Raw genomic sequence first — 25,117 nt, 5'->3', positions numbered from 1 at the left:
TCGGTCGGCCCAACGCCGCTTTCGGCGGGTGACCGGCGTTCTACCGGACGTGGCCACCTTTTTGCATTGTCAACGAAAACACCACGCCGCCGCCCGACCCGCCGTCCACACCCGGCTGGACGGCGGTACCGGGAATCGTCAGAGCCCGTACGCCTCCAACAGGCGCAACCACACCTCGCTGATCGTCGGATAAGCGGGAACCGCGTGCCAAAGCCGGTCCACGGTCACCTCGCCCACGATCGCGATCGTGGCCGCGTGGAGCAGTTCGGCCGTGTCCGGGCCCACGAAAGTCACGCCCACCAGGGTCCGGGTCCGCTCGTCCACGATCATCCGCGCCTTGCCGCGGTAGCCGTCGGCGTGCAGGGAGGAGCCCGCCACCGCGATGTCCAGGTCGACCACGCGGACGTCCCGGCCCTCGTCCCGCGCCCGCGCCTCGGTCCAGCCGACCGACGCCACCTCGGGGTCGGTGAACACGACCTGCGGCACGGCGGTGTGGTCGGCGGTGGCCACCGGCGCGGTCCACGGCTCCGGTGACCGTGCGCCCGTGACGATCGCCGTGCCGACGGCGCGGGCCGCGTACTTCCCCTGGTGGGTGAGCTGGGCGCGACCGGTCACGTCGCCCGCCGCGTACAGCCAGTCCAGGCCCGCCACCCGGCCGGTGTCGTCCACCGGCAGCGCCTCGCCCGCGGTGTGGCCGAACCGCTCCACGCCCAGGTCGAAGGTCGCGGGCTGCCGACCGGTCGCGACCAGCAGGTGCGCGCCGGACGCGGTGGACCCGTCCGACAGCGCCAGCACCGCCTCGCCGCCCGCGGTGGACGCGCCGGTCGCGCGGACGTTCGTGCGCACGGTCACGCCGTCCGCGCGCAGCCCCTCGGTCACCAGGTCGCCCGCGAACGGCTCGAACCTGGGCAGCGGGCGTTCGCCGGAGACGACCAGCGTCACCGCCGAGCCGAGGCGCGCCCACGCCTGCGCCATCTCCACACCGACCACGCCACCGCCCAGCACGACCAGCGACGACGGCACCTCGTGCGCCGAGGTCGCGTCCCGCGAAGTCCAGTGCGGCACGTCGGACAGCCCCGGCAGCGGAGGGGTGCGCGGCACGCTGCCGGTGCACACGACCACCGCGCGGGACGCCGTCAGCACGCGCCCGTCGACCTCCACCTGCCGCTCGCCGACCAGCCTGCCGCGGCCCCGGACGACCTCCAGGCCCGCGCCGACGGCCCACTCGACCTGGCCCGAGTCGTCCCAGTTCGAGGTGAACGCGTCGCGCCGCGCGAGCACCGCCGCGACGTCCAGCCGCTCGCCGACCGGCACGCCGGGCACGCGCCGGGCGGCGGCGAGCGCGTGACCGGGCCGCAGGAGCGCCTTGCTCGGCATGCAGGCCCAGTACGAGCACTCGCCGCCGAAGCGCTCGGCCTCGACCAACGCGGTCCGGAGGCCACCGGCGGCGGTCCGGGCGGCGGCGTTCTCGCCCACCGGTCCGCCGCCGATCACGATCACGTCGAAGTCGTCCACCGGTCCACCCCACACCACCTGGACCGGGGCGGCAAGTCACGCGGAGTCGTACGCGGGGTGCAGCGGTGTCAAGCTGGGTCGAACACGCCCGCGAGCAGGCGCAGGATCACGCCGTCGGCGGTGCGGAGAACCACCTGGCGCTCGTCGGGCTCGACGCGTTCGGCGAGCTTGAACATGGCATCGGCGGTCTGGGTGGCCATCCGGAACGTCAACGCGACCGGTGCGTCGCCACGCACCTTGAACCGGTCGACGAACAGGTCGCGGAGCCGTTCCGCCATCAACTCGTACTGGTCGACGCTGGCGTCGAGGTGGTGCCCGTCGAACAGGTCGCTGAACCGCACTCGGCCGAAACCGGGCAATTCGGCCAGCATCCGCAGGTAGACGCCGACGACCTGCTGCACCGCTTCCCGCCAGTTCGCGGCCAACTGTCCTTCCGTGAAGAGGGTCTCGACTCGTGTGAGGTACTCCTCCATGCCGCGCAGCGCCAACGCGTGCACGACAGAACGCTTGTCCGGGAAGTATTGGTAGAACGATCCAATTGGCACCCCGGCGAGCTCGACGATCCGGGCTGTGGTGATGTCGTCGTAGTCGTACTCGTTCAGCAGCTGCGCGCACGCGTCGACAATGGCGGTCACCGTGGCCGCGCCACGCTGCTGGACAGGCTGACGGCGCATCACCTTGGCTAAGCGGTTTTCGGCGGGATTTTCATGCACTCCATCATCTTGATGGATACGGCCCGGTAAGCCCAAACACAGGATTGGCGACAGCTTCATCACGGATCGTCGCACGTACCTGCACGACTGCGGTCGACCATGTGAGAAACACTCACCTTCGATCGATCCCGCGCCGCACGAATAACGCCGCCACCGGCCATGCGGCAAAGCAATTGCCGACGAAACGATCGCCCACCGGACAATCGCCGGCCGCTCCGCGATCGGCGCCTAGCCGGGCGACCGACGCGAACCCGCCGCCGCCGGGGCGCCCACCTCGCCGCGCGGCGTCGGCAAAGCGTGATCGAACCTTGACTTCCCCGGCGGTTCTTTCGGTTCAGAACGGGAGCGTGGCGGTCTCGTCACATACGGTTTCAGCAATCCGGTGATCAGCAAGCCGGGAGCGATCAACGGCACCACGGCGGACAACGCGAGCGCCGTGGCGGCGGCCCGCGCGACGTCCTTCGGGATGATCGCGATCCGGTCCACCACGAACGCCCGCCGCCCCGGAATCGACGCCAACCCCACGACCACGAGGAACACCGCGAACGTGAGCAGCGCCCGGTGCACCGCGCCATATCCGACCGACTCCGCCGCGCACATCACCGCGAGCCACCCGCCGAGCGCCGACACCTGCTGCCGCGCGCTCGTCATCGCCCACAGCAGCCCGCCGGCGACCGCCAGCCACCCGGTCCGGCCCTGGCACCACGCGCTCGCGGCGTCGAGCCACCCGGTCGGCAGCCCCGCCCACGCGACCGGGCGCGCCAGCACGTCCAGGGGTCCGGGCGCGCCGAACGGCTGCCCCGCGACCCACGCCAGCGACCACGCCGACACGAGCGCGGCGAGGACGAGTTGCCACCGCGGCCGGTCCACCGCGAGCCTGCTCAGCCGGACCAGTTCCCGGCGATGCTCCTTCACCCTGCCCAGGGTGCCGGGCCGACCGCACGGGTGCGCCCGCTTTCACCCACGTGCCCGCCGAGTGCGGCTCTTCGGGTGCGCGCCCTCACCCGCCGTGCCGAGCCCGCGCGCAGCACCACCGCACCGCGCCGCACCACCGCACCGCGCGGCGCCGCCGGGCCGACGGCCGCGCCACGCGTCACCGCCGGTGCGTCCGGGACAGCACCTCGTACACCCGGCAGACGCCGCTGTGGTCGTCGTCGCCGAACCCCAGCGCGCACATCGCGCTGTACACCTGCTCGACAGCGGCCGTCACCGGCAGCGGCACGCCCGACTCCCGGCCCGCCGCCAGGGCGAGCACCAGGCCGTCGAGCTGGTGCCGCGCCCGCGCGCCGGGTGAGAAGTCGCGCGCGAGCCACCGGTCGCGCTTGGCCGCCAGCGCCGCGCCGCCCGCCAGCCCTCCGCCGAGCACGTCCAGCAGGGCCTCCGGGTCGAGCCCGCCGGCCGCCGCCAGCGCGAGCGCCTCGGCCACGCCCGCCAGCACCGCCGCCACCGCGACCTGGTCGCACGCCTTGGCCAGCTGGCCCGCGCCGAGCGGGCCCAGGTGGCGGACCGTCCCGCCGAGCGCGCTGAAGTACGGCTGGAGCCGCAGCACGTCCTCCGCCGGCCCGCCGACCATGACGGTCAGCGTCCCCGCGTCCGCCTCGGCCTCACCGCCGCCGACCGGGGCGTCGACCAGGCCGACGCCCTCCCCCGCGAGCCGAGCGCCGAGCGACCGGACCGCGTCGGGCGCGTGCGTGCCCGCCACCACCAGCAGCGGCCGCTCGACGCGCGCCGCGCGCCACCCGGCGAGCAGGCCGTCCGCGCGGTCGAGCAGCGCCACCACGTCCGGCAGGTCCGGCAGCGCGGTGAGCACCACGGGCAGGGCGGCGTCGGCGGGTGTGGCCGCGGCCCGGCACCCGGCGGCGCGGACCTCCCCGTCGCGGCCGGGCGTGCGGTTCCAGGTGGTCACCGGGAAGCCGGCGCGGGCGAGGTTGCGGGCCATCGGCCGCCCCATCGCGCCGAGGCCGAGCACCGAGATCGGGTCGTGGCGCATGGGTGCATCGTGGCCCGCGCGCGGTGGCGCTGCCGGCGCTCCCCGGACGGGGCGGCGGGACGGCGATACCTGGCAGCGGAGCGCGACCCGACCGTGTAGATTGGAGTTTCTGCGCAAGCAGAAGAATCAGGCGATTGCGACACAGCCCGATAAAACACGCTATCCAGAAATGAGGCACGTTGTCAAGCCCCTCCGACGACCTCCGACTCGCGGACATCGAGTCGGAGCAGGAATACGTGTCGATGCTGTACGGCAGGCTGGACGACCTCCGCGACCAGAGCTCCAAGCGGCTGGCGAGCGCGCTGCGGGAGACCGGTGGCACGCACCAGATGCGCTCGGAGCGGGACACCTCGGTGGCCCTGTACTCCGACCAGTTGGCGCAGTACAGCGCGGTGGAGAACGGGCTGTGCTTCGGCCGCCTGGACTTCGACACCGACGACCGCTTCTACATCGGCCGGATCGGCTTGTTCGACGAGGACAAGGAGTACGAGCCGCTGCTCATGGACTGGCGCGCGCCCGCCGCGCGGCCGTTCTACCTGGCCACCGCGGCGGCGCCGGACGGCGTGCGCCGCCGCCGGCACCTGCGCACCAAGCAGCGCAAGGTCGTCGGGTTCGACGACGAGGTGCTCGACATCGACTCGGTCGACCCGTCACGCCCCTCGGAGGGGCTGACCGGCGAGGCGACCCTGCTGGCCGCGGTGAGCGCGAGCCGCACCGGCCAGATGGGCGACATCGTCGCCACCATCCAGGCCGAGCAGGACCGGATCATCCGCACCGAGCTGAACGGCGTCGTCGTCGTCCAGGGCGGTCCGGGCACCGGCAAGACCGCGGTCGCGCTGCACCGGGCCGCCTACCTGCTCTACACGCACCGCAGGCAGCTCGCCAAGCGCGGCGTGCTCGTGGTGGGTCCGAACGCGACGTTCCTGCGCTACATCGCCCAGGTGCTGCCGTCGCTGGGCGAGACCGGCGTGCTGCTGTCGACGGTGGGCGAGCTGTTCCCCGGCCTGACGGCGGTCGGCCGCGAGTCCGCCGAGACGGCCGCGCTCAAGGGCCGCATCGGGATGGCCGACGTGGTGGCGCACGCGATCAAGGACCGGCAGGAGGCGCCCGCCCTGGTCGAGGTCCCCTTCGAGCAGGACGTGCTGCGCCTGGACCGCCGGACGATCACCGCGGCGCGGGGCCGCGCGCGGCGCACCCGCCGCCCGCACAACGAGGCGCGCCGGACGTTCCAGCGGGAGATCATCTCGGCGCTGGCGGCCCAGGCCGTCGCCCGGCTCGGCCGCCACCTGCTGGACCAGGCCGACGTCGACGACATCCGCCGCGAGCTGCGCGAGGACCCCGAGGTGCAGGCGGTGGTGGCGCGGCTGTGGCCGACGCTCACCCCGCAGCAGCTGCTGGAGGACCTGTACGCCACGCCCAAGCTGCTGGCGAAGGCGACGCCGAAGCTGACCGCCGAGGAGCGCGCCCTGCTCGCGCGCCCGCGCGGCGCGGAGTGGACGCCCGCCGACGTGCCGCTGCTGGACGAGGCGGCGGAGCTGCTCGGCGAGGACGACACCGAGGCCAAGGCGCGGGCGGAACGCCGCAGGCGGCAGGCGATCGACTACGCGCAGGGCGTGCTGGACATCCTGGACCTGGAGGACGACGCCGACCCGGACATCCTGATGGCGACCGACCTGGTGGACGCCTACCGGCTGGCCGAGCGGCACGGCGTCGAGCGCTACGAGACGGCGGCGGAACGCGCGGCGGCGGACCGGACCTGGACGTTCGGGCACGTCATCGTGGACGAGGCGCAGGAGCTGTCGGCGATGGCGTGGCGGACGCTGATGCGCCGCTGCCCCAGCAAGTCGATGACGGTCGTGGGCGACATCGCCCAGACCGGCGACATCGCGGGCGCGTCCTCCTGGCACGACGTCCTGTCCCCGTACGTCATGGACCGCTGGAAGCTGACCGAGCTGACGGTGAACTACCGGACGCCGTCGGAGATCATGGCGGTCGCCGCCGACGTGCTGGCGAGCGTGGACCCCGACCTGGTGCCGCCCACGTCCGTGCGGGACAGCGGGCACGAGCCGTGGAGCCGACGGGTCGCGTCGGCCGCCGAGGCGCTGCCGGAGCTGGTGTCGGCGGAGGTCGCCGCGATCGGCGACGGCAAGCTGGCGGTCATCGTGCCCGCCGGCTCGGTCGCGGCGCTGCGCGCGCTGGTGCCCGGCGCGTCGGACGACCTGGAGGCGCAGGTGGTGGTCCTCGGCGTGACCGACGCGAAGGGCCTGGAGTTCGACTCCGTGCTGGTGGTCGACCCGGCGGGCATCCTCGCCGAGTCGCCCCGCGGCGCGAGCGACCTCTACGTGGCGCTGACCCGCGCCACGCAGCGGCTCGGCGTCGTGCACGAGGGCGAGCTGCCCCCGGTGCTCAGCCGCCTGAAGGCCACCGCCTGACGGTCACCGCGTGAGCAGGCAGCCGACGGCCGCCGCCGCGACGCCCGCGCCGAGGTTCGCCGCGACGTTGACCAGCGCCTGCCCGTGCCGGCCGTCCTCCAGCAGGCGGACGGTCTCGTGGCTGAACGTGCTGTAGGTGGACAGCCCCCCGCAGAAGCCGGTGCCGACCGACGCCGCCCACGCCGGGTCGGCCCCGGCCACGCAGCCGAGGAGCAACGAGCCGACCACGTTCACGGCGAGCGTGCCCCACGGGAAGGTCGCGCGGGTCCTGCCCCGCACGAACCGGTCGGTCAGGTACCGGGCCACCGCGCCGAGCGCCGAGCCGGCGAACACCAGCAGCACCGTCACCGGAGCACCCGCCGGGTGACGGCCGCGCCGAGCGCGGTGGCGGCGACGGCGAGGACGACGACCGCCAGGAGGTAGGCGGCGGCGCGGAGCCCGCCCAGCCGCACCGCGTCCAGGGCGTAGGCCGAGAAGGTGGTGAACCCGCCGAGCACGCCGACGCCGAGGAACGGCCGCGCCAGCGGGTGCAGGCGCGGCACGAGCACCATCAGCACGCCGATCAGCGCCGAGCCGAGGACGTTGACCGCGATCGTCCCGGCCGTGCCGAGTCCGGCGAACGCGTACCGGGCGAGGCCGCCCAGTCCGCCACCGAGCGCGACGACCAGCAGCACGCGCGCCGAGCCGCCCGCCGGCGCGGGACCACCGACCGGCCCCGCGCCGCCGGCCGCGCCCGGACCGGCCGCCTCCGCACCACCAGCCGCCTCCACGCCGCCGGCCGGGTCCGCACCGCCGGACCGGTCGGCACCGCCGGCCGGGCCCGGACGTCCGGGTTCAGTGGGCACGCAGGTGGTCCACCAGGTGGTCCAGCGCCGACAACGCCCGCACCACGTCGTCCCGCTCACCCGGCTCCAACCGGTCCAGCGCCGAGCCGATGCGCTTCTCGTGCGCCGCCTGCCAGACCGCCAGTTGCTCGTGGCCCAGCGGTGTCACCGACAGCCGCGCCACGCGCCGGTCCGACGGGTCGCCGCCGCGCGCCACCAGACCGCCCTCGATGAGCTGGCCCACCAGCCCGCTCACGGTGTTGGGCGCGAGCCGCAGCTCCGCCGCGAGGTCGCCGACGCGCATCGGGGGGCGCTCGGCCAGCGTCTGGAGCAGCTCCACCTGGGCCATCGGCAGCGAGTCCCACGGCCATTCCGACCGGATGCTGGTGCGCAGCGCCCGGCGCAGCCTGGTGACGACGTCGGTGAGCGTGCGTGCCTCGTCTGACATGCGCAAATGGTACTGGTTTCGCACGCCTCGGACGGGGTGTCCGCATCGCGGGAAACCCGTCCCGGCACTACGCCGTTCAGGGCGAAGCGCCGTCGGGCACTGCCCTGGCGCGGCTTCCCTCAGTAACCTCCACGCGCGGGAGCAGGGGCTGGTCCCGCCGACGTGGAATTCGGATGGGGTGCGGGCGTGTCGGAACGCATGGAGTGGGTGCCGGACAGCGTCGACGTCGGGCTGCCCAGCGCCGCCAGGCTCTACGACTACCTCCTCGGCGGCGGCCACAACTTCGCGGCCGACCGCGCGCTCGCCGAGAAGTTCCTGCTGGCCCAGCCCAACGCGCGCACCATCGCCCGGCTGAACCGCGCGTTCCTGCGGCGCGCCGTGCTGCACCTGGTCGACCACGGCGTCCGCCAGTTCCTGGACCTGGGCTCGGGCATCCCGACCGTCGGCAACGTGCACGAGATCGCCCGCAAGGCCGCGCCCGAGTCGCGGGTCGTGTACGTCGACTACGAGGCCGTCGCCGTCGCGCACAGCCGGATGCTGCTGAAGGACGACCCCCTGGCCACGATCCTCCAGGAGGACATGACCGACCCGGACGCCGTGCTGGCCGCCGCCGACGCCACCGGCCTGCTGGACTTCGCCGAGCCGATCGGCGTGCTCACCGTCGGCGTCTTCCACTTCGTGCCGCCGGACAAGGACCCGAAGGGGGTCGTCGCCGCCTACCGGGACGCCGTCGCGCCGGGCAGCGGGTTGGCGCTGTCCCAGTTCACCTCCGACCTCCAGCCCGCCGAGATGGCCGGGATCGTCGAGGTGATGAAGAAGAGCTCGGACCCGATGTACCCGCGCACCCACGCGGAGATCACCGAGCTGTTCGAGGGCTTCGACATCGTGCCGCCGGGCGTGGTGCCCCTGCCGCTGTGGCGGCCGGAGGAGGGCGCCGTCGAGGACGGCGACCCCGGCCACGCGGGCATCTTCGCCGGGGTGGGTCACAAGAAGTGAGCCGACATGCCCCCACCCGCTAGATCATGGCGGCGGGACCTCGCGCGGGACTGGATGCGGGCCGTGTACCCGACGGCCTACGTGCCCCTGTCGCCGACCGAGATCGAGCTGCTCCTGCTCGACCTGGTGGACGTGGTCGCGGACGCCGCGCGGGCCGAGCCGTTCACCGCCGACCCGGTCGAGCCGGTCGGCGAACGGCTGGTGCGCGAGCGCTTCACCGGCCGGGAGACCCTCCGCCGCACGGTCGACGTGCTGGGCCGCGCCCTGCTGCTCGCGCCGGAGCTGCGCGACGTGCCGCGGCTGGCGGAGCGGGTCGTCGCCATCCTCGGCGGCGTCGGCGCGGGTTTCGCCAACGCCATGCGGATGGACGCGTTCGACCAGCAGGAAGAGGTCAAGTGGGCGCTGCTGGCGGCCAAGCGGCGGGTGGAGCGCGTGCTGCGGGTCAGCGAGGCGCGGTTCCGGGAGCTGTTCACCACGTCGGGGTTCGGCATCGCCATCACCGACCTGCAAGGGGTGTGCGTCGAGGCGAACGAGGCGCTGGGCGAGATGCTCGGCACCCCGCACGAGCGGCTGACCGGTCGGCGGCTGACCGAGCTGTTCCACCCGGCGGACGCGGAGGCGCTGTCGGCCGGGTACCGGGCCGCCGCCGCGGGCCGGCTCGACCGGTTCCGCGAGCAGCGGCGGCTGGTGCGCGCCGACGGCGAACCCGTGTGGGTGCACCTGGCGGTGTCGCTGCTGCGGGACGCGGACGGCGGGCCCGCGTACCACGTGACGATGGCCGAGGACGTCACCGAGCTGCACCTGCTTCAGAAGAGCCTCGACTTCCAGCTGCTGCACGACTCGCTCACCGGGCTGTCCAACCGGCAGCACTTCGTGACCAGGCTGGAGGCCATGCACGGGTCCGCGCGGGACGGGATCACCCTGTACCACCTGGACCTGGACGCGTTCTCGGTGGTGAACAACGGCCTGGGGCACGTGGTCGGCGACCGGGTGCTGCGCGTCGTCGCCCGGCGGCTCGAAGGCGTGTTCGCGGGCGAGGACGCCGTGGTGGCGCGGATCGGCGGCGACGAGTTCGCCGTCGTGGTGTCCCACGCGCCGACCACGCCCGGCGTGCCGGAGGTGGTGGAGCGGATCAACGCCGCGCTCGCCGTGCCGATGGAGTGCGGCGCGGCGCTGTCGGCGAGCATCGGCGTCGTGGACCGGCCGTCGGCGGACTGGGGCGTCGACGAGCTGCTGCGCGCGGCGAACGCGACCCTGCACCGGGCGAAGGCGAACGGCAAGCGGCAGTGGCTGCCCTACGACCGGCACGAGGACCTGCGGAGCCGGGCGCGGCTGGCCCGTGCCGCGCGGATGCCCGGCGCGCTGGCCGACCGCGAGCTGGAGGTCGAGTTCCGGCCGGTGGTGGACCTGGTGTCCGGCAAGCCGTTCGGGCACCTGGCCAGGCTGCGGTGGGACGAGCTGGAGCACGCCGACTGCGTGGACCTGGCCGAGGCCAACGGGCTGTCGCTCGCGCTGGGCCAGTGGGCGCTGGGCGAGGCGGCCGAGGCCGCCGCCGGGTGGTCGGCCGGCCCGCTGCACGTCGAGCTGTCGCCGATGCAGTCCCGCGACGAGGACCTGGTCGGCACGGTGAAGCGCACCCTGGACGGCACCGGGTTACCCGGTGCGGACCTGCGGCTGCTCCTGGACACCCGGTCGATGCTCGCCGAGGGCGGCGACAACGCGCAGGTGTTGCGGGACAACGGGATCGCGGTCGGGCTGGCCGGGTTCAACGGCGGTCAGGCCGAGCTGTCCCTGCTCGACGAGCTGTCCGTCGACGCGGTGGTGTTCGCGCCGTCCGTGGTGCGCCGGCTCGCCGAGCGGCGCGGGTCGCCGCCGCACCGGGCGATCGCCGGCCTGGTGCGCACCATCCGCGAGTCCGGTGTCGCGGTGCACGTGCCGGACGTCCCGACCAGGGAGATCGCCGGGTGGTGGCGCGACCTCGGCGCAGACGGCGCGTACGGGCCGTTCACCGGTCCGGCCGTGCCGGGCTACGAGCTGTAGCGCCACCGCGTTCCGGGGCTCCCGACCGCGCGCCGGCCGCTAGACCTGCTTCACCGCCGCCAGCAGCTTGGTCAGCGAGTCCTTGGCGTCACCGAACAGCAGGGTCGTCTTCGGGTGGTACAGCAGGCTGTTGTCCACGCCCGCGAAACCGGGCCGCATCGAGCGCTTCATGAACACCACGGCCTTCGCCCGGTCCACGTCGAAGATCGGCATCCCGTAGATCGGGCTGGACGGCTCGTCCCGCGCGCCGGGGTTGACCACGTCGTTCGCGCCGACCACCAGCACCACGTCGACGCTGCCGATGCCGGGGTTGACGTCGTCCAGCTCCTTCAGGTGCTCGTAGGGCACGTCGGCCTCCGCGAGCAGCACGTTCATGTGCCCCGGCATCCGGCCCGCCACCGGGTGGATGCCGTAGTCGACGGTGATGCCGCGCGACTCCAGCAGCTGGGCCAGCTCCCGCGCCGCGTGCTGCGCCTGCGCCACGGCCAGCCCGTAGCCGGGCACCACGAGCACGGAGTGCGCGTAGCCCAGCAGGATCGCGACGTCCTCGACCGTGCCGGCGCGCACCGTGCGCTGCTCGCCGGACGCGGCGCCGGGCGGCGTCGCCTTGAACGCGCCGAACAGGATGTTCGGCAGCGAGCGACCCATCGCCTGCGCCATCAGCCGGGTCAGGATGGTGCCGGACGCGCCGACCAGCGTGCCCGCGACGATCAGCAGCGTGTTGCCCAGCACGTAGCCGGACGCGGCGACCGCGAGCCCGGTGAACGCGTTGAGCAGCGAGATCGCGATCGGCACGTCCGCGCCGCCCACCGGCAGCACGAACAGCACGCCGAGCGCGAGCCCGGCGACGGCCAGCAGCACCAGCAGCGGGCCCGAGCCGGTGACCAGCACGGCCAGCGCGAGCAGCGCGCTGACCACCGCCACGCCGACGCCGAGCACCTGCCCGGCGGGCAGCAGCACCGGTCGGGTGGTCATGACCTCCTGGAGCTTGAGGAACGTGACGACGCTGCCGGAGAAGCTCACCGCGCCGATCAGGACGGTCAGCACGGTCGCGACGGCGAACAGCACGCCCGCCCCGCCGACCGCCACGAACTCGGCCAGCGCCACGAGGGCCGCCGCCGCGCCGCCGACGCCGTTGAACAGCGCCACCATCTGCGGGATGGCGGTCATCTTGACCTGCCGGGCCGCCGGGATGCCGACGGCGGTGCCCGCCGCCACGGCGACCAGGACGAGCAGCCCGTTCCGCTCGATCGTCGTGTACGCGGTGACGACGGCCAGGGCCATGCCGGCCGCGCCGACCAGGTTGCCCGCGCGGGCGTACTTCGGCGTGCTGAGGCCCTTCAGCGCCAGGATGAAGCACAGGGCGGCGGCCAGGTAGGCGAGCTGGACCCAGTTCATCGCTTGTGCCCCTTGAACATCTCCAGCATCCGGTCGGTCACGACGAACCCGCCGACCACGTTGACCGTGGCCAGGAAGACGGCGAGCAGGCCGAGGGCGAGCGCGACGCCGCCGTCGGCCTGGCCGGTGATCAGGATCGCGCCGACCAGGATCACGCCGTGGATCGCGTTCGCGCCGGACATCAGCGGGGTGTGCAGGATCGTCGAGACCTTCGAGACCACCTCGAAACCGACGAACACGGCCAGCACGAAGATCGTCAGCAGGTCGATCACAGCAGCTCCCTGGTGGGCGCGTGCCGGACTTCGCCGGCGTGGGTGAGGCAGGCGCCGGACAGCACCTCGTCGGTCAGGTCCGGCTCGACCCGCCCGTCCGCGGTCATCAGGGCGAGCAGGTTGGCGACGTTCTTCGCGTACAGGCGGCTGGCGTGCGCGGGCATCCCGCTCGGCAGGTTCCGCGCGCCGTGCACCAGCACGTCGCCGACCCACACGTCCTCACCGGGCGCGGAGCCCACGACGTTGCCGCCCGACTCGGCCGCCAGGTCGACCACCACGGACCCCGGCGCCATCGCCTTGAGCATGTCGGTGGTGACCAGCACCGGCGCCTTGCGGCCCGGCACGGCGGCGGTGGAGATCACGACGTCGCTCGCGGCGACGCGCTCCGCGATCAGCTCGCGCTGGCGCTCCAGGTGGGTCTCGGACTGCTCGGCCGCGTAGACGCCGTCCTGGGTCTCCAGGTCGAGTTCGAGGAACTTCGCGCCGAGGCTGCGCACCTCCTCGGCGGCGGCCCTGCGCACGTCGTACGCCTCCACGACGGCGCCGAGCCGGCGGGCGGTGGCGATGGCCTGGAGGCCGGCCACGCCCGCGCCGAGCACGAGCACCTTGGCGGGCGGCACGGTGCCGGCGGCCGTGGTGAACATCGGCAGGAAGCGCGGCAGCCGCCCGGCGGCCAGCAGGACCGCCCGGTATCCCGCGACGAGGGCCTGCGAGGACAGGGCGTCCGCGCTCTGCGCCCGCGTCACGCGGGGCAGCAGGTCCAGGCTGAACGCGGTGACACCGCGGTCGGCGAGGACGCGGACGAGGTCCAGCTCGGCGGCCGGCTGGAGGAAGCTGACGGTGATGTCGCCCGCGCGCAGCAGCCGTGCCCGGTCCGGGTCCAGCGGCTGCACGGAGGTGACGACGTCGGCCCGGCCGGCGGGGTGGTCGGGGACGATCTCGGCGCCCGCCGAGCGGTAGGCGGCGTCCGAGGCGTGGGCGTGCGCGCCCGCGCCGGATTGCACCTCCACCGCGAGACCTGCGCCGATCAGCGAGGCCACCGTCTCGGGTAGACCTGCCACGCGGCGCTCGGCGGGCCGCGACTCCGCGGGAATGCCCACTCTCACGAAACGGCACAGTAGTCGATCAAAGGTGATCCACACCACACCACGCCGTTGACGTTAACCGGACGGACGTACTGCGGGCGGGTGCGGCGCGGCGTCAGTGGATGACCGGGCAGACGCCCTTCGTGCCGGCGGGGAAGAAGTTCGGCACCAGCTCGCCCTTGTCGTAGTACCGGTGGAACACGCTGGTGATCCCGCCGGACAGGGGCGGGACGATCCACGTCCAGTCGGCCGGGCACGACCGGCCGGCCTCCTCCTCCCGGCGCAGGTGCGTCAGGAAGCGGTCCGACTCGGTGTGGTGGTCGGTGATGGTGACGCCCGCGCTCGCGAACGAGTGCAGCACCGCCCGGTTCAGCTCCACCAGCACCCGGTCCTTCCACAGGGTCCGCACGTCGGAGGTGTCCAACCCCATCCGCCTGCCCAGGTAGGGCAGCAGGTCGTAGCGGTCGGTGTCGGCGAAGTTGCGCGCGCCGATCTCGGTGCCCATGTACCAGCCGTTGAACGGGGCGGCCGGGTAGTCGACGCCGCCGATCCGCAGCCGCATGTCGCTGATCGCGGGCACGGCGTGCCACTTGAGCCCGAGCCGCGCGAGCCACGGGTACTCCGGGTGGCTCATCGGCACCTCCAGCACGGCGTCGCGGGGCAGCTCCACCACCGCCGGCTCGGCGTCCTCGCGCTCGACGATGAGCGGCAGCACGTCGAACGGCCCGCGCGGCGTCGGCGGGCGCCAGCCGTGCGCGAGGGCGGCGTCGGTCAGGGCGGTGTTGCGGCGGTCGCCGAGCACGCCGCCGTCCCGACCCCGGTAGCCCGCGTACCGGATCAGCTGGTCGTTGCGGATGCGCGGGCCCGGCCTGCCCGGCTCGTCGGGGGCGAACACGGTGATGACGGGGCGGACGCGACCGCCGTTGGTCGCGAGCCTCAGGTGCTCGACGCACTCGTCGGCGACCTCTTTCGGGTCGCGCAGGTCCCTCAGGTCGCGGACCTTGAGGCTGCGCCAGTACAGGCGGCCGATGCAGCGGGCGCTGTTGCGCCAGGCGACGCGCGCCCCGAAGGCCAGCTCGGCGGGCGTGTGGCGGTAGGTGCCGGTCGCGGCGACCTCCGCGCGCACCGCCGCCAACCGGCGCTCGACGGGTCCTGCTTCCGGGTGCTCGGCGTGGTGCAGGCGGACGAAGTCGACGGCCTCGGCGAGGTCGACGCGGGTGGTGTGCAGGGGGATGGCTTCAGTCGGGCACGAGGGGACGGGGGCCATGCCGCGACACCGTAGTTGCCCGGCGGCGGTGCCCGCACCGCCGTGTCGATCACGGGGAGCCACCACGCCGGGCGATCGACACCACACGGTGAGTGCTTGATCGCGCGGAAGTGTGAGCGACCCTGGGCAAACGAGTGTTACCGGATCGTTACTCGCCCGAATCACGGTGGTGATCCGTGATTTACATCACCAAGGCTTCACCGATCGGGTGACAGGGCCGGCGGTTCCCACGCCAGGAACCGCTCGGCGCCCCGCAGGGTCACGCTCGTCGGGATCGCCCGCACGGCGGCGTCCCGCGCGGCCACCGCCAGCGGGTGGCGCAGCCGGTGCCCGAACCGGCCGGCGAGCCGCGACGCGCGGACGATCGCCTGCGCGCGCGGCCGGCGCGCCCGGTCGTAGGCCGCGAGCGCCGACGGCACCGCGGTGTGCCGGGCGCACGCGGCCGCCAGCACCACGGCGTCCTCGAAGGCCATGCAGGCGCCCTGCCCCAGGTAGGGCGTCATGGCGTGGGCGGCGTCGCCGAGCAGCGCCACCCGGCCGCGCACGAAGGCGGGCAGCGGCGCGGCCAGCTCGTGGATGTCGTGCCGCAGCAGGGTCTCGGGCGGTGTCGCGGCCAGCAGGGCCGGGATCGGGTCGTGCCAGTCGCCCACCACCTCGCGCACCCGCGCCAACTCGTCGGCCTCCCGCCCGCCCTCCGGCGCGACCGTCGCCGCGTACCAGCACACCCGGCCGTCGCCCAAGGGCAGCACGCCGAACTCCGTGCCCGGCCCGAGCGTCTGGCTCAGCTCCAGGTCGCGCGGGAACCGCGCCTCGGTCACGCTGCGCCACGCCGTCGTGCCCGCGTACACCGGTCCGGGGTGGCCGGGGAACAGCTCCGCCCGGAGCCGGCTGCGGATGCCGTCCGCCGCGACCACCAGGTCGGCGTCCACGTCGTCCGCCGAGGCGACCTCGGTGTCGGTGACCAGGCACCGCGCCGGCAGCGCCGACCGCAACACCCGGTGCAGGTCCGCCCGGTGCACGGCGACGACGTGCTCCGCCTCGGCGGCGTCGACGCGGAACAGCGGGCGGCCCCGCCGGTCCCGGACGCCGCTCGACACGCGCGGCGTGCCGATCGCGCGCACGGCGTCCTCCAGCCCCAGCGCGCGCAGCGCCCGCAGGGCGTTCGGCATCACGCCCACACCCGCGCCGACCTCGCCGAACTCGGCCGCCCGCTCCAGCACGACGACCTCCCACCCGACCACGCGCAGCGCCACCGCCGCCGCGACACCACCGAGACCACCACCGACCACCACCGCACGCATGACCGCCCCCGCTTCTACACCTGTAGAGGACCCGTACTCTACAGGTGTAGAAGGGAAGGTGGTCCGTGTCCGACCGGATGACCGCCATCGCCGACGCGGCCGTCCACGTGGTCGCCACGCGGGGCATGCGCGGCCTGACCCACCGCGCCGTCGACGCCGAGGCCGGCCTGCCGCAGGGGTCCACCTCGGCCTACTTCCGCACCCGGAAGGCGCTGGTCGAGGGCGTGGTGGCGCGCCTGGCCGAGCAGGACGAGGCGGAGGCGGCCGACGCCGACCGACCGGGCCCGGTGGACGCCGACGCGTTCGCCCGGTCCATCGGGCACCTGCTGGACCACTGGATGACCACCGGTCGGGAACGCGTCCTCGCGCGGTACGCGTGCCTGCTGGAGGCCACCCGCCACCCGGAGCTGCGCGGCATCCTCGCGCACGGCGACCGGGTGCGCGCCGGCGCACGGGAGCTGCTCGAACGGGCGGGCGTGCCGGACGCCGACCGCAGGGGGCGCGACCTGGTCGCGTTCCTCGACGGCCTGCTGTTCGACCGCCTGGTCGGCGCGGGCGCCGCGCACGCGCCCGCGCCCGGCACGCCGGAGAGCCGGGCCGAGCTCGTCGACGCCGTCCGGATCGCGTTGCGAGCGGTGCTCGGAAAATGATTCGACGGCCGCGCTACCGTTGGCCCATGTTCGCGTTCAAGGTCTTCTACCTCTGATTCCGGCTCAGCCGCCCGCCCCCGCGCGCACCGCGTGACGGGGCTCCTGAGCCATCCTCGGAATCACCGGAGAGATCCTTGTCGCACATCGCTTTCTTCAACATCCCCGGCCACGGCCACGTGAACCCGACGCTGCCCGTCGTGGCGGAACTCGTCGCGCGCGGCCACCGGGTCACCTACGCCGTGCCGGCGGCCTTCCGCGCCGCGGTCGAGCACGCCGGCGCGACGCCGGTCGCCTACCCGACCACCCTGCCCGCCGAGGACGGGCAGTGGCCGACCGGGATGGCGCCCGCCATGAAGCTGTTCCTGGACGAGGCCGTCGCCCTGCTGCCCGTCCTGGCCGCGGCCTACGCCGACGACCGCCCGGACGTGGTCGTGTACGACATCGGCGCGTGGCCCGCGCGCGTCCTCGCCGCCCGCTGGGGTGTGCCCGCCATCCAGTTCTCCCCCACCTTCGTGGCCTACGAGGGCTGGGAGGAGGACATGGGCGAGGTCAACGAGACGCCCGAGATGAAGGCGGTCCACGCCGAGATCGGGGCGTGGCTGCGCGCCGAGGGCGTGGACATGGACCCGCAGGCGTTCGTGGGCGACCCCGACCGGGCCGTCGTGAGCATCGCGCGGTCGTTCCAGTACGGCGAGCGGGTGGCCGACAAGTACACCTTCGTCGGCCCGTGCATCGGCGACCGGTCGTTCCAGGGCGGCTGGGACGCGCCCGCCGACGGCCGGCCGGTCCTGCTGATCTCGCTCGGCTCGGCCTACACCGACGACCCGGCGTTCTACCGGGCGTGCCTGGCGGCGTTCGGCGACCTCGACTGGCACGTGGTGATCAACATCGGCAAGCACGTCGACCCGGCCGACCTCGGCGGGATCCCGGCCAACGTCGAGCTGCACCGCTGGCTGCCGCAGCTCGACATCCTGTCGCACGCCAAGGTGTTCATCACCCACTGCGGCATGGGCGGCACGATGGAGGCGCTCTACCACGGCGTCCCGATGGTCGGCGTGCCGACGATCGACGAGCAGGTCATGAACGCCGTGCGGGTGGCCGAGCTCGGCCTCGGCCGGCACCTGCCGCGCGAGGAGGCGACCCCGGAGGCGCTGCGCGCCGCCGTCCTCGAACTGGCCGGCGACGAGCAGGTCGCGGCCCGCCTGGCGGCGTTCCGGGCGGAGGTCCGGGCCGCGGGCGGCACCGCGGCGGCGGCCGACGTGATCGAGGGAGCGCTGGGCTGAGCACGGGGACGGGGGCGGCGCCGGTCGGCGCCGCCCCCTCCGCCTCAGGCGGACCGCTCCTCGCTGCCCAGCCGGGGGAACGGGTCGGTCGAGAACACGACCTCCACCGGCACCTCGAAGTACTGCGCGATGCGCAGCGCGAGGTAGAGGCTCGGGCTGTACTCGCCGCGTTCCAGGTAGCCCACGGTCTGGTAGTGGATGCCCAACGCCTCGGACAGCTGCCGGCGCGAGACGCCGCGCTCCGCGCGCAGCATCGCGATCCGGTTGAAGACGGTCTCGCTCACCCCATGCCCCTCGTCAGCGCCGCCTGGCGGCGCTGCTCCATGTCGGCGCCCGACTCGCGCCGGGCCATCCGACGCAGGATGACAGGCGCGAGCAGGAGCCCGACCACCGCCCACACCCCCAGCACGCCGAACGTCTCCAGCGTCCGCCACGAGCCGCCGATCTCGGCCGCCGCGGCCGAGTCGGGCAGCAGCGCGGACCGCGCGCCCAGCCCCGTCCAGTACACCGGGAACAGCTGCGCGACCCACTGGAGCCAGCCGGGCAGGGCCGTGATCGGGTAGAAGATGCCGGAGATCGCCACGATGCCCATCATCGGCAGCATCGTGAGGCCGGCCGCGCCCTGGGGGCTCTTGGCCAGCGAGCCGACCACCGCGCCCCACGGCAGGGTCGCGAGCAACCCGGCCACCAGCACCGCGACCAGCAGCAGGACGCCGCCCAGCCCGGTCCGGAACAGCCCCTCGACCACCAGCAGGCCGGGGACGAGGACGATGAGCAGGGCCAGGAAGATGTCCAGCGAGGTCTGCACGACCCGGCCGACCAGGTAGCCGACCATGCCGTGCGGGATCGCCTTGGCGCGGAGCAGCGTGCCGTCCTCGCGGTTGAGCGCGAGCTGGCCGGCCGGGCTGACGAGACCGCCGAACGCGACCGACATGCCCACCATGCTCGGCAGCGTCAGCGCGGCCAGCGACAGCGTGGTGCCGTCCACGGCGGAGCCGCGCTGGAACAGCAGCACCGTCAGGTACGCGATGCCGATGACGACGTTGAACCACTGGTCCGAGCTGCCCAGGGAGTGCCGGAACTCGCGCCACCCCCGGTCCACCCCGAGCCGGAACGCGTGCAGGTCGGCGTTCACAGCGCGGCCACCTCCTCCACGTCCGCCTGGCCGCTCTCGTGCCGGTGCACGAGCGCCAGGTAGGTGTCCTCCAGCGTGCTGCGGCGCACCTCCAGGTCGGAGATGCCGGTGCTGTGCCGGGCGAGCAGCGTCCGCACGAACCCGGTGGCGTCGTCGGTGGCGTGCACGTGGCGCTCGCCGTGCTCGGTCCAGCGCACCTCGGCCTGCCCGGACACCTGCCTGCTGAGCTGGTCCGGGCTGCCGTCGGCGATGATCCGGCCGCCCGCGAGCACCAGGATCCGGTCGGCGAGCTTCTCCGCCTCGGCCAGGTCGTGCGTGGTCAGCAGGATGGTCATGCCCTCCAGGTCGGACAGCCGGTGCACCAGGTCGTGGAACTCGCGCCGCGCGTGCGGGTCGAACCCGGCCGTCGGCTCGTCCAGGAACAGCAGTTCGGGCTTGCCGACGATGCCGATCGCGACGTCCAGCCGCCGGCGCTGGCCGCCGGACAGCTTGGCGCTCTTCTGGTGCGCGTGCTCCTCCAGGCCCACCGTGCGGATCAGCTCGTCGGTGTCGAACGGCCGCGCGCGGTCCGGCGTGCCGTAGGGCTGGTAGTAGCGGCCGAGGTGGTCCAGCAGCTCCCGCACGCGCCACCGCGAGTGGTCGCGCCAGGACTGGAGCACCACGCCCAGCTTGGCCCGCCACGCCTCGTCGCCCTTGGCCGGGTCGACGCCGAGCACCCGCACCCGCCCCGCGGAGGGCACCCGGAAGCCCTCCAGGATCTCGATCGTGGTCGTCTTGCCCGCGCCGTTGGGCCCGAGCAGCGCGACCACCTCACCTCGCCCGGCCGTGAAGTCCACTCCGCGCAACACGTCCGCGGTGCCGTAACGCATCCGCAGGTCGCGCACCTCGATGACCAGGACACCCACCTCCCCCTGTAGAAGTTCCAGGCCAGTTTGTAGCACACCTGCTATCAGCCGTACTAGCCATCATCCTTACGGCATATTTACTTCACGGGTTCGTGAAACTTCTGTAGCTTGCAAAGGAGGTCCCCGAACGCACTGGGAGGTGTGCGAGATGACCGAAACACTGCATCCCGAGCTGCCCATGGAGCGCAGCTCCCCGCTGGACCCGCCGACCAGGCTGGGCGAATTACGCGAGACCGAGCCGATCAGCAGGCTCCAGTTCCCCGACGGGCACCTGGGGTGGCTCGTCACGTCCCACTCGCTCACGCGGGCCGTGCTGGCCGACCAGCGGTTCAGCAACCGGCCCGAGCTCCAGCACTCGCCGATCCGCATCGGCGGCCAGGTCGTCCCGCCGTCGCCACCGTCCGAGCCGGGCATGTTCATCACCACCGACGGCGCGGAGCACTCGCGGTACCGCAAGCTGCTCACCGGGCAGTTCACCGTCCGGCGGATGAACCAGCTGACGCCCCGGATCGAGCAGATCGTCGCGAACCACCTGGCCGCGATGCGGGAGGCGGGCCCGGGCGTCGACCTCGTGCAGGCGTTCGCGCTGCCCGTGCCGTCGATGGTGATCTGCGAACTGCTGGGGGTGCCGTACGAGGAGCGCGAGGGGTTCCAGCGGGACACGGGCACGTCGTTCAAGCTGTCGAACGACTTCGAGGAGATCCAGGCCGCCTTCAACCGGATCAAGGCGTTCGTCGCCGACCTCGTGCGGCGCAAGCACGACGACCCCGGCGACGACATGCTCACCGGCCTGATCCAGAGCGGCGAGCTGAACGACGAGGAAGTCACCAACATGGGGCTCCTCCTGCTCGTCGCCGGGCACGAGACGACGGCGAACATGCTCGGCATCGGCACGCTCGCGCTGCTCCAGCACCCGGACCAGCTGGCGGAGCTGCGCGCGGACCCGAGCCTGGTCGACAACGCCGTCGAAGAGCTGATGCGCTACCTGTCGATCATCCAGCTCGGCCCGATCCGGACCGCGCTGGAGGACCTGGAGCTGGGCGGGGTCACGGTCAAGGAGGGCGAGTCGGTCGTGATCTCCGTGCCGGCCGCCAACCGCGACCCGAACCGGTTCGACCGGCCGGACGAGCTGGACATCCACCGGCCCGCCACCGGGCACGTCGGTTTCGGCCACGGGGTGCACCAGTGCCTCGGGCAGCAGCTGGCGCGCATCGAGATGAGGGTGGCGTTCCGGGCGCTGTTCACCGAGTTCCCGGACCTGAGGCTCGCGATCCCCGCGTCGGAGGTGCCGATGAGGACCGACATGGGAATCTACGGCGTACACCGTCTGCCAGTGGAGTTCTCATGATGATCGAGGTCGACCCGGACCGCTGCGCCGGATCCGGCATGTGCGCGCTCACCGATCCAGCCGTGTTCGACCAGGACGAGGTCGACGGCACCGTGGTGTTGCTCGACCCGACCGCCGTCGGGCACGAGAAGGAGGCGAGGGAGGCCGCACACCTCTGTCCCGCGGGCGCCATCCGCGTGATCGAGTAGGCGAACGGGTCGCCGGCGCCCTGCTCCGGCGACCCTCTCCCGACGGGCGGGCCACCCCGCCGGCACTACCGCGCGCCCACCTCGGCCAGCCCGCACCGACTGCCACCGCACCGGCGTACCGTGCAAGGCGGTGACCAGCGACTTCACCACCACAGCATGAAGCCGCCCCACACCGCGATCGCCCAGGGCGCGTCCGCGATGAACGCCCCGTGCACCACGAACACGTCCAACGCGGGCGCGAGCAACGGCAGCAGCACCAACCCGACCAGCAGCGAGACCCAGTGCGCCCTCACGGCAGGTGCTCGAACACCGTGGCCGCGATGACGCCCGCGAAGCCCAGCAGCCCGGCAGCGCGGCCGAAGCCGAGCACGCCCATCAGCCCGCGACGTCTGCCTCTCTCGTCGACGAAGACCTGTTCCGCCGCCACGTTCCCCCACGCGCACCGCCGCGACGGCCAGCCCGCCGCGACCGTCGACGTCCGAGCCCGCGCCGCCGAGCACCGCCACCGCGGCCGAGCCCACCCCGCCGTCCGCCGCCGCCGTCCCCGACGACATCCCGTGCGTCGACTGACCCGACCGCGACCGGGCGGCCGGTTGCGCTCGCGGGGTTCGGGCGGCCGGTTGCGCTCGCGGGGTTCGGGCGGCCCCGTCGCGGCGTTCGACCGGGGTTCCGGGCAGCCCCCTGTCGGCGGCCTCGGTCAGGGCCGCTCGTGACTCCGGGGCGAGCGGGTCCCGCACCGCACGGGGAACGAGCGGGGCTTTCGCCGCTCGGCGCGAGCGGGGTCCGCTCAGGGCGCGCGGAGCACCTCGACGACGGCGGAGTAGTCCGCCGCGCCGTGGCCCGCCGCCACCGCCCGCGCCATCAGCGACCGCACGTGCTCCAGCAGCCCGGTGTCCACGCCGCGCGCCCGCCCGCCCTCGATCAGGGGTTCGACGGCGGCCACCTGCATGTCCAGCCGCGCCTCCCCCGTCACGTAGTCACCGCTGTCCACCTGCGCGGCCATCGCGGGCAGCAGCGCGGGGAAGGCGGCGAGCACCCCTTGCGCCAGCGGCGTGAACTCCGCCGCGGACACGCCTTCCCGGCCCAGCAGCGCGAGCGCCTGGAGGTACCCCGTCACCGCCGGGTACACGATCCCGAGCAGCGCGGTGTCGTACAGCGCGGCCAGGCCGACGTCCGCGCCGAGGTGCGTGCAGGCGCCCAGCGCGGCGAGGGTCCGCTCGTGCGCCCGGAACACCTCGGGTGGTCCGCTGTGGAAGACCGGGGTGGCGGGCGAGCCGACCCCGGACGGGTTGGCCAGGATCGCGCCGTCGAGGTACGCGCCGCCCCGGCCGGCGACCCGCGCGGCCAGCTCGCGCGCCTGTTCCGGCGTGCCGGTGGTCAGGTTGACCACGGTCCTGCCTTCGAGGTCGCCGTCGAGCACCCGCTCGGCCGCCCGGTAGTCCAGGACGCACACCACCACCAGCGGGCTCGCGGCGACGGCGCCCGCCGCCGTGGCCGCCCGGACCGTGCCGTCCGGGCCCGGCCGGTCCGAGCGCGTCCACACCGTCGTGGGGTGCCCGGCGCGGTGGAAGGCGGCGGCGAGCGCGGCGCCCATCAGGCCGAGGCCGAGCACGGTCACCGGCGGTCGTCCGTTCGTCACCGCACCATCGTGGTGGCGGGCGCCGGACCGATCAAGTGCTCGCCGCGGCCGGCGGTGCCCGTCCGGGCCGGCCGCCCGCAGCACCGGCTCCGCGTTGGGCGCTCCGGGCGAATCTCTCACCTGAACGTGTGAACGCGGTGGATTCCGACCCACGACGGCGACGGGCATCGGCACGATGGTGCGTCATGCCCGACCACGCTCCCGACCGGGGCCGAGCGGAGATCCGCGCCGCCGGGCGGTCCGCCCCGTTCCGCAAGGGTGAACGACTGATCACCGCCGGCACGGACAGTGACGAGGTCCTGCTGATCGAGTCCGGCCTGGTGAAGGCGCTGCTGCCGGGGCCCGGCGTGGAACCGCTGGTCAGCCTGCTCGGGCCGGGCGCGATGGTGGGCGAACTCGGCGTCATCACCGGGCGGCCGCGCAGCGCGCACGTCGTCGCGCTGTCCCCCGGTCGGGCCGTGCATCTGGCCGCAAGCGCTTTCGTGCGCCTGCGGGCGCAGAGCGACGACGTGCGCGCCCTGGTCGACCAGACGATCCTGAAGCGGCAGCGCGACGCCGACGAGCGCCAGCTCGCGCAGACTCGCGAGGTGCCCGCGCGGGTGGCGTCGGTGCTCCTCAAGTGGGTGACGGAGCTGGGCCGCCCGACCGACGCGGGGCTGCGGCTGGACGGCCTGAGCCAGCGCGACCTCGCGGACGCCGTGGCCGCGTCGGAGAAGAGCGTCGAAACCGCGTTGGGCTCGCTGCGGGCGAAGGGACTGCTGCGCACCGCGCGGCTGAGCTTCACCCTCACGGACCCGGCGGCGCTGGCCCGCGCGCTGGACCGCTGATGTCCGCAGTTTCCGGGAGAACGACGGCCCGGTCCGGGCGGAAAATCACCCGCATGGAGGTTCCTGAGCACCGCGCGCTGCTGGGCGTCGACGTGGTGGGTTCGACGCGGAACGAGGGGTACCACCTCGACACCGTGCGGGCGGCGGTGGACGGGATGGTCCGCGCCGCGCTCGCCACCGCCGGTGTCGGGCGGTCCGACGTGGTGGAGTGGGAGCCGACCGGGGACGGTGCGCTGCTGACGCTGTCGAGCAGGCGACTGGGCGCGGTGCTGGACGCGGCGCACCACCTGGACGGGTCGGCGGCGGAGCACAACCGGCACCGCAAGCCCGACATCCGGCTGCGGCTGGCGGTCGAGGTGGGTCCGGTCGGGCCTCGGCCCGGCCTCTACGCGGCGAAGATCGCGCTGTGCCGGCTGCTGGACGCGCCGGCGTTCAAGGAGTTGGTGGCGCGGTGCGCCGGGGCGGCCACGGCGCTGATCGTGTCCGACGGCGTGCTGCGCGCGGCGTTCGGCGGTGACTACACGAGGCACGTCCGGCGAACCGACTTCGCGCCGCTCGCGGTGCGGGACAAGGAGTTCTCGGCGACGGCGTGGGTGCGCGTGCCGGGCTACGACACGCGTGCGCCGCAGCCGGGTCCGACCGGCACGCCGCCGGCCGGCCACGGGCGGGTGGTGAACGTGGTGAACGGGTCGTTCTACGGCGTGCAGGCGGGTGACGTGCACGGCGGCATCCACCTGGGCGTACCGCCGCCGCGCTGAGCCCGGTCCGACCGGCCGCACGGTCGAACCGGAGCGCCACGCCCGGCGGGCGCTCCCGTCGGACTACCGCGCCGGGCACGCGGTCCGACCGGCCGGTTCGCCA

27 protein-coding genes are annotated in these 25,117 nt (G+C 73.9%); 9 read left to right on the top strand and 18 right to left on the bottom strand.

The genetic code is table 11. The annotated features are described in order from the left end of the window. Nucleotides 1-138 precede the first annotated feature (138 nt). The 4 genes from C8E97_RS08845 to C8E97_RS08830 form a co-directional block, all read right to left on the bottom strand. Nucleotides 139-1,515 carry a dihydrolipoyl dehydrogenase family protein gene (locus C8E97_RS08845; protein WP_121003339.1) on the bottom strand — a complete coding sequence of 459 codons (1,377 nt, stop codon included), beginning with the start codon at nt 1,513-1,515 and terminating at the stop codon, nt 139-141. Nucleotides 1,516-1,583: 68 nt separating this feature from the next. Continuing rightward, nucleotides 1,584-2,228, bottom strand: a complete 645-nt coding sequence (locus C8E97_RS08840; RefSeq protein WP_246018770.1) for a TetR/AcrR family transcriptional regulator — start codon at nt 2,226-2,228, stop codon at nt 1,584-1,586. Between the two features lie 228 nt (nt 2,229-2,456). Continuing rightward, a complete protein-coding gene (locus C8E97_RS08835; RefSeq protein ID WP_246018769.1) occupies nt 2,457-3,143 on the bottom strand; it encodes a hypothetical protein in 687 nt (228 codons plus the stop codon). 178 nt (nt 3,144-3,321) lie between these two features. After that, on the bottom strand, nt 3,322-4,218 hold the full coding sequence (locus C8E97_RS08830; protein ID WP_121003335.1) for an NAD(P)-dependent oxidoreductase: 897 nt from the start codon (nt 4,216-4,218) through the stop codon (nt 3,322-3,324). Between the two features lie 179 nt (nt 4,219-4,397). Here C8E97_RS08830 and C8E97_RS08825 point away from each other — a divergent pair, with 179 nt between their 5' ends. Further along, nucleotides 4,398-6,650 (top strand): HelD family protein, encoded by a 2,253-nt coding sequence (locus tag C8E97_RS08825; RefSeq protein ID WP_121003333.1) that lies wholly within the window; start codon nt 4,398-4,400, stop codon nt 6,648-6,650. 3 nt (nt 6,651-6,653) lie between these two features. Here the strand turns inward: C8E97_RS08825 and crcB are convergent, their stop codons facing one another. From crcB to C8E97_RS08810, 3 genes are read right to left on the bottom strand one after another with little or no spacing between them, the layout of a single operon-like run. Further along, complete coding sequence (gene crcB, locus C8E97_RS08820; protein ID WP_121003331.1) at nt 6,654-6,998, bottom strand: fluoride efflux transporter CrcB; 345 nt, start codon at nt 6,996-6,998, stop codon at nt 6,654-6,656. Beyond that, on the bottom strand, nt 6,995-7,495 hold the full coding sequence (locus C8E97_RS08815) for a fluoride efflux transporter FluC (RefSeq protein WP_246018768.1): 501 nt from the start codon (nt 7,493-7,495) through the stop codon (nt 6,995-6,997). The genes crcB and C8E97_RS08815 overlap by 4 nt, the downstream gene beginning before the upstream one ends. Then, nucleotides 7,485-7,922, bottom strand: coding sequence for a MarR family winged helix-turn-helix transcriptional regulator (locus C8E97_RS08810; RefSeq protein WP_121011137.1), 438 nt, complete (start codon nt 7,920-7,922; stop codon nt 7,485-7,487). The genes C8E97_RS08815 and C8E97_RS08810 overlap by 11 nt, the downstream gene beginning before the upstream one ends. Before the next feature lie 186 nt (nt 7,923-8,108). On the opposite strand from C8E97_RS08810, the gene C8E97_RS08805 reads away from it, so the two are divergent. Both C8E97_RS08805 and C8E97_RS08800 read left to right on the top strand, forming a co-directional pair. Next, the gene (locus C8E97_RS08805; protein WP_121003329.1) at nt 8,109-8,918 is read left to right on the top strand and encodes an SAM-dependent methyltransferase; all 810 of its coding nucleotides are present in this window, start codon (nt 8,109-8,111) and stop codon (nt 8,916-8,918) included. 6 nt (nt 8,919-8,924) lie between these two features. Then, nucleotides 8,925-10,958: a bifunctional diguanylate cyclase/phosphodiesterase gene (locus tag C8E97_RS08800; RefSeq protein WP_121003327.1), complete on the top strand. Its 2,034-nt coding sequence runs from the start codon at nt 8,925-8,927 to the stop codon at nt 10,956-10,958. A gap of 39 nt (nt 10,959-10,997) precedes the next feature. Here C8E97_RS08800 and C8E97_RS08795 read toward each other — a convergent pair whose 3' ends face one another. The 5 genes from C8E97_RS08795 to C8E97_RS08775 all read right to left on the bottom strand — a co-directional run bounded on the left by C8E97_RS08795 (nt 10,998) and on the right by C8E97_RS08775 (nt 16,281). Continuing rightward, entirely contained in the window at nt 10,998-12,356 is a 1,359-nt protein-coding gene (locus C8E97_RS08795) for an NAD(P)(+) transhydrogenase (Re/Si-specific) subunit beta (RefSeq protein ID WP_121003325.1), read from the bottom strand. Continuing rightward, nucleotides 12,353-12,628: an NAD(P) transhydrogenase subunit alpha part 2 gene (locus C8E97_RS08790; RefSeq protein ID WP_246018767.1), complete on the bottom strand. Its 276-nt coding sequence runs from the start codon at nt 12,626-12,628 to the stop codon at nt 12,353-12,355. Before C8E97_RS08790 ends, C8E97_RS08795 begins: the two co-directional genes overlap by 4 nt. Next, nucleotides 12,625-13,734 carry an NAD(P) transhydrogenase subunit alpha gene (locus C8E97_RS08785; RefSeq protein WP_170211700.1) on the bottom strand — a complete coding sequence of 370 codons (1,110 nt, stop codon included), beginning with the start codon at nt 13,732-13,734 and terminating at the stop codon, nt 12,625-12,627. The genes C8E97_RS08790 and C8E97_RS08785 overlap by 4 nt, the downstream gene beginning before the upstream one ends. Before the next feature lie 94 nt (nt 13,735-13,828). Beyond that, a complete protein-coding gene (locus C8E97_RS08780; protein WP_121003321.1) occupies nt 13,829-14,980 on the bottom strand; it encodes a nitric oxide synthase oxygenase in 1,152 nt (383 codons plus the stop codon). Between the two features lie 197 nt (nt 14,981-15,177). Next, the gene (locus C8E97_RS08775) at nt 15,178-16,281 is read right to left on the bottom strand and encodes an FAD-dependent monooxygenase (protein WP_121003319.1); all 1,104 of its coding nucleotides are present in this window, start codon (nt 16,279-16,281) and stop codon (nt 15,178-15,180) included. Between the two features lie 65 nt (nt 16,282-16,346). Between C8E97_RS08775 and C8E97_RS08770 the strand changes: the two genes are divergently transcribed. Continuing rightward, the gene (locus C8E97_RS08770; protein ID WP_211346950.1) at nt 16,347-16,931 is read left to right on the top strand and encodes a TetR/AcrR family transcriptional regulator; all 585 of its coding nucleotides are present in this window, start codon (nt 16,347-16,349) and stop codon (nt 16,929-16,931) included. 134 nt (nt 16,932-17,065) lie between these two features. Beyond that, nucleotides 17,066-18,214 carry a macrolide family glycosyltransferase gene (locus tag C8E97_RS08765; protein WP_121003318.1) on the top strand — a complete coding sequence of 383 codons (1,149 nt, stop codon included), beginning with the start codon at nt 17,066-17,068 and terminating at the stop codon, nt 18,212-18,214. A 44-nt stretch (nt 18,215-18,258) separates the two neighbouring features. Here the strand turns inward: C8E97_RS08765 and C8E97_RS08760 are convergent, their stop codons facing one another. From C8E97_RS08760 to C8E97_RS08750, 3 genes are read right to left on the bottom strand one after another with little or no spacing between them, the layout of a single operon-like run. Further along, on the bottom strand, nt 18,259-18,498 hold the full coding sequence (locus tag C8E97_RS08760; protein WP_121003316.1) for a helix-turn-helix transcriptional regulator: 240 nt from the start codon (nt 18,496-18,498) through the stop codon (nt 18,259-18,261). After that, entirely contained in the window at nt 18,495-19,349 is an 855-nt protein-coding gene (locus tag C8E97_RS08755) for an ABC transporter permease (RefSeq protein ID WP_121003314.1), read from the bottom strand. The genes C8E97_RS08760 and C8E97_RS08755 overlap by 4 nt, the downstream gene beginning before the upstream one ends. Further along, nucleotides 19,346-20,218 carry an ABC transporter ATP-binding protein gene (locus C8E97_RS08750; RefSeq protein ID WP_121011128.1) on the bottom strand — a complete coding sequence of 291 codons (873 nt, stop codon included), beginning with the start codon at nt 20,216-20,218 and terminating at the stop codon, nt 19,346-19,348. Before C8E97_RS08750 ends, C8E97_RS08755 begins: the two co-directional genes overlap by 4 nt. Before the next feature lie 184 nt (nt 20,219-20,402). On the opposite strand from C8E97_RS08750, the gene C8E97_RS08745 reads away from it, so the two are divergent. Together C8E97_RS08745 and C8E97_RS08740 are read left to right on the top strand one after the other, a co-directional pair. Then, complete coding sequence (locus C8E97_RS08745; RefSeq protein ID WP_121003312.1) at nt 20,403-21,602, top strand: cytochrome P450; 1,200 nt, start codon at nt 20,403-20,405, stop codon at nt 21,600-21,602. Beyond that, nucleotides 21,602-21,790 carry a ferredoxin gene (locus C8E97_RS08740; protein WP_425470497.1) on the top strand — a complete coding sequence of 63 codons (189 nt, stop codon included), beginning with the start codon at nt 21,602-21,604 and terminating at the stop codon, nt 21,788-21,790. Before C8E97_RS08745 ends, C8E97_RS08740 begins: the two co-directional genes overlap by 1 nt. A 143-nt stretch (nt 21,791-21,933) precedes the next feature. Here C8E97_RS08740 and C8E97_RS35195 read toward each other — a convergent pair whose 3' ends face one another. From C8E97_RS35195 to C8E97_RS08735, 3 genes are all read right to left on the bottom strand, one after another. Continuing rightward, nucleotides 21,934-22,083: a hypothetical protein gene (locus C8E97_RS35195; protein ID WP_211346949.1), complete on the bottom strand. Its 150-nt coding sequence runs from the start codon at nt 22,081-22,083 to the stop codon at nt 21,934-21,936. After that, nucleotides 22,080-22,217, bottom strand: coding sequence for a hypothetical protein (locus C8E97_RS34360; RefSeq protein ID WP_170211698.1), 138 nt, complete (start codon nt 22,215-22,217; stop codon nt 22,080-22,082). Before C8E97_RS34360 ends, C8E97_RS35195 begins: the two co-directional genes overlap by 4 nt. Nucleotides 22,218-22,577: 360 nt before the next feature. Next, complete coding sequence (locus C8E97_RS08735) at nt 22,578-23,429, bottom strand: NAD(P)-dependent oxidoreductase (protein WP_211346948.1); 852 nt, start codon at nt 23,427-23,429, stop codon at nt 22,578-22,580. A 185-nt stretch (nt 23,430-23,614) separates the two neighbouring features. Between C8E97_RS08735 and C8E97_RS08730 the strand changes: the two genes are divergently transcribed. Next, nucleotides 23,615-24,256, top strand: coding sequence for a Crp/Fnr family transcriptional regulator (locus C8E97_RS08730; RefSeq protein ID WP_121003306.1), 642 nt, complete (start codon nt 23,615-23,617; stop codon nt 24,254-24,256). A gap of 53 nt (nt 24,257-24,309) precedes the next feature. After that, nucleotides 24,310-25,014 (top strand): hypothetical protein, encoded by a 705-nt coding sequence (locus C8E97_RS08725; protein WP_121003304.1) that lies wholly within the window; start codon nt 24,310-24,312, stop codon nt 25,012-25,014. Nucleotides 25,015-25,117: the final 103 nt, after the last annotated feature.

The sequence above is a fragment of the Saccharothrix australiensis genome (genome assembly GCF_003634935.1).
GTDB lineage: Bacteria > Actinomycetota > Actinomycetes > Mycobacteriales > Pseudonocardiaceae > Actinosynnema > Actinosynnema australiense.
Note: the sequence above shows the minus strand (reverse complement) of the source record. Positions and strands in the feature narration are given on the sequence as shown.

What these genes read in the sequence shown, in the direction of transcription:
- C8E97_RS08745 (WP_121003312.1), top strand. Translation starts at nt 20,403, where the DNA reads ATGACCGAAACACTGCATCCCGAGCTGCCCATGGAGCGCAGCTCCCCG.
- C8E97_RS08725 (WP_121003304.1), top strand. Translation starts at nt 24,310, where the DNA reads ATGGAGGTTCCTGAGCACCGCGCGCTGCTGGGCGTCGACGTGGTGGGT.
- C8E97_RS08730 (WP_121003306.1), top strand. Translation starts at nt 23,615, where the DNA reads ATGCCCGACCACGCTCCCGACCGGGGCCGAGCGGAGATCCGCGCCGCC.
- C8E97_RS08780 (WP_121003321.1), bottom strand. Translation starts at nt 14,980, where the DNA reads ATGGCCCCCGTCCCCTCGTGCCCGACTGAAGCCATCCCCCTGCACACC.
- C8E97_RS08750 (WP_121011128.1), bottom strand. Translation starts at nt 20,218, where the DNA reads ATGCGTTACGGCACCGCGGACGTGTTGCGCGGAGTGGACTTCACGGCC.
- C8E97_RS08800 (WP_121003327.1), top strand. Translation starts at nt 8,925, where the DNA reads ATGCCCCCACCCGCTAGATCATGGCGGCGGGACCTCGCGCGGGACTGG.
- C8E97_RS08810 (WP_121011137.1), bottom strand. Translation starts at nt 7,922, where the DNA reads ATGTCAGACGAGGCACGCACGCTCACCGACGTCGTCACCAGGCTGCGC.
- C8E97_RS08775 (WP_121003319.1), bottom strand. Translation starts at nt 16,281, where the DNA reads ATGCGTGCGGTGGTGGTCGGTGGTGGTCTCGGTGGTGTCGCGGCGGCG.
- C8E97_RS08795 (WP_121003325.1), bottom strand. Translation starts at nt 12,356, where the DNA reads ATGAACTGGGTCCAGCTCGCCTACCTGGCCGCCGCCCTGTGCTTCATC.
- C8E97_RS08740 (WP_425470497.1), top strand. Translation starts at nt 21,602, where the DNA reads ATGATCGAGGTCGACCCGGACCGCTGCGCCGGATCCGGCATGTGCGCG.
- C8E97_RS08830 (WP_121003335.1), bottom strand. Translation starts at nt 4,218, where the DNA reads ATGCGCCACGACCCGATCTCGGTGCTCGGCCTCGGCGCGATGGGGCGG.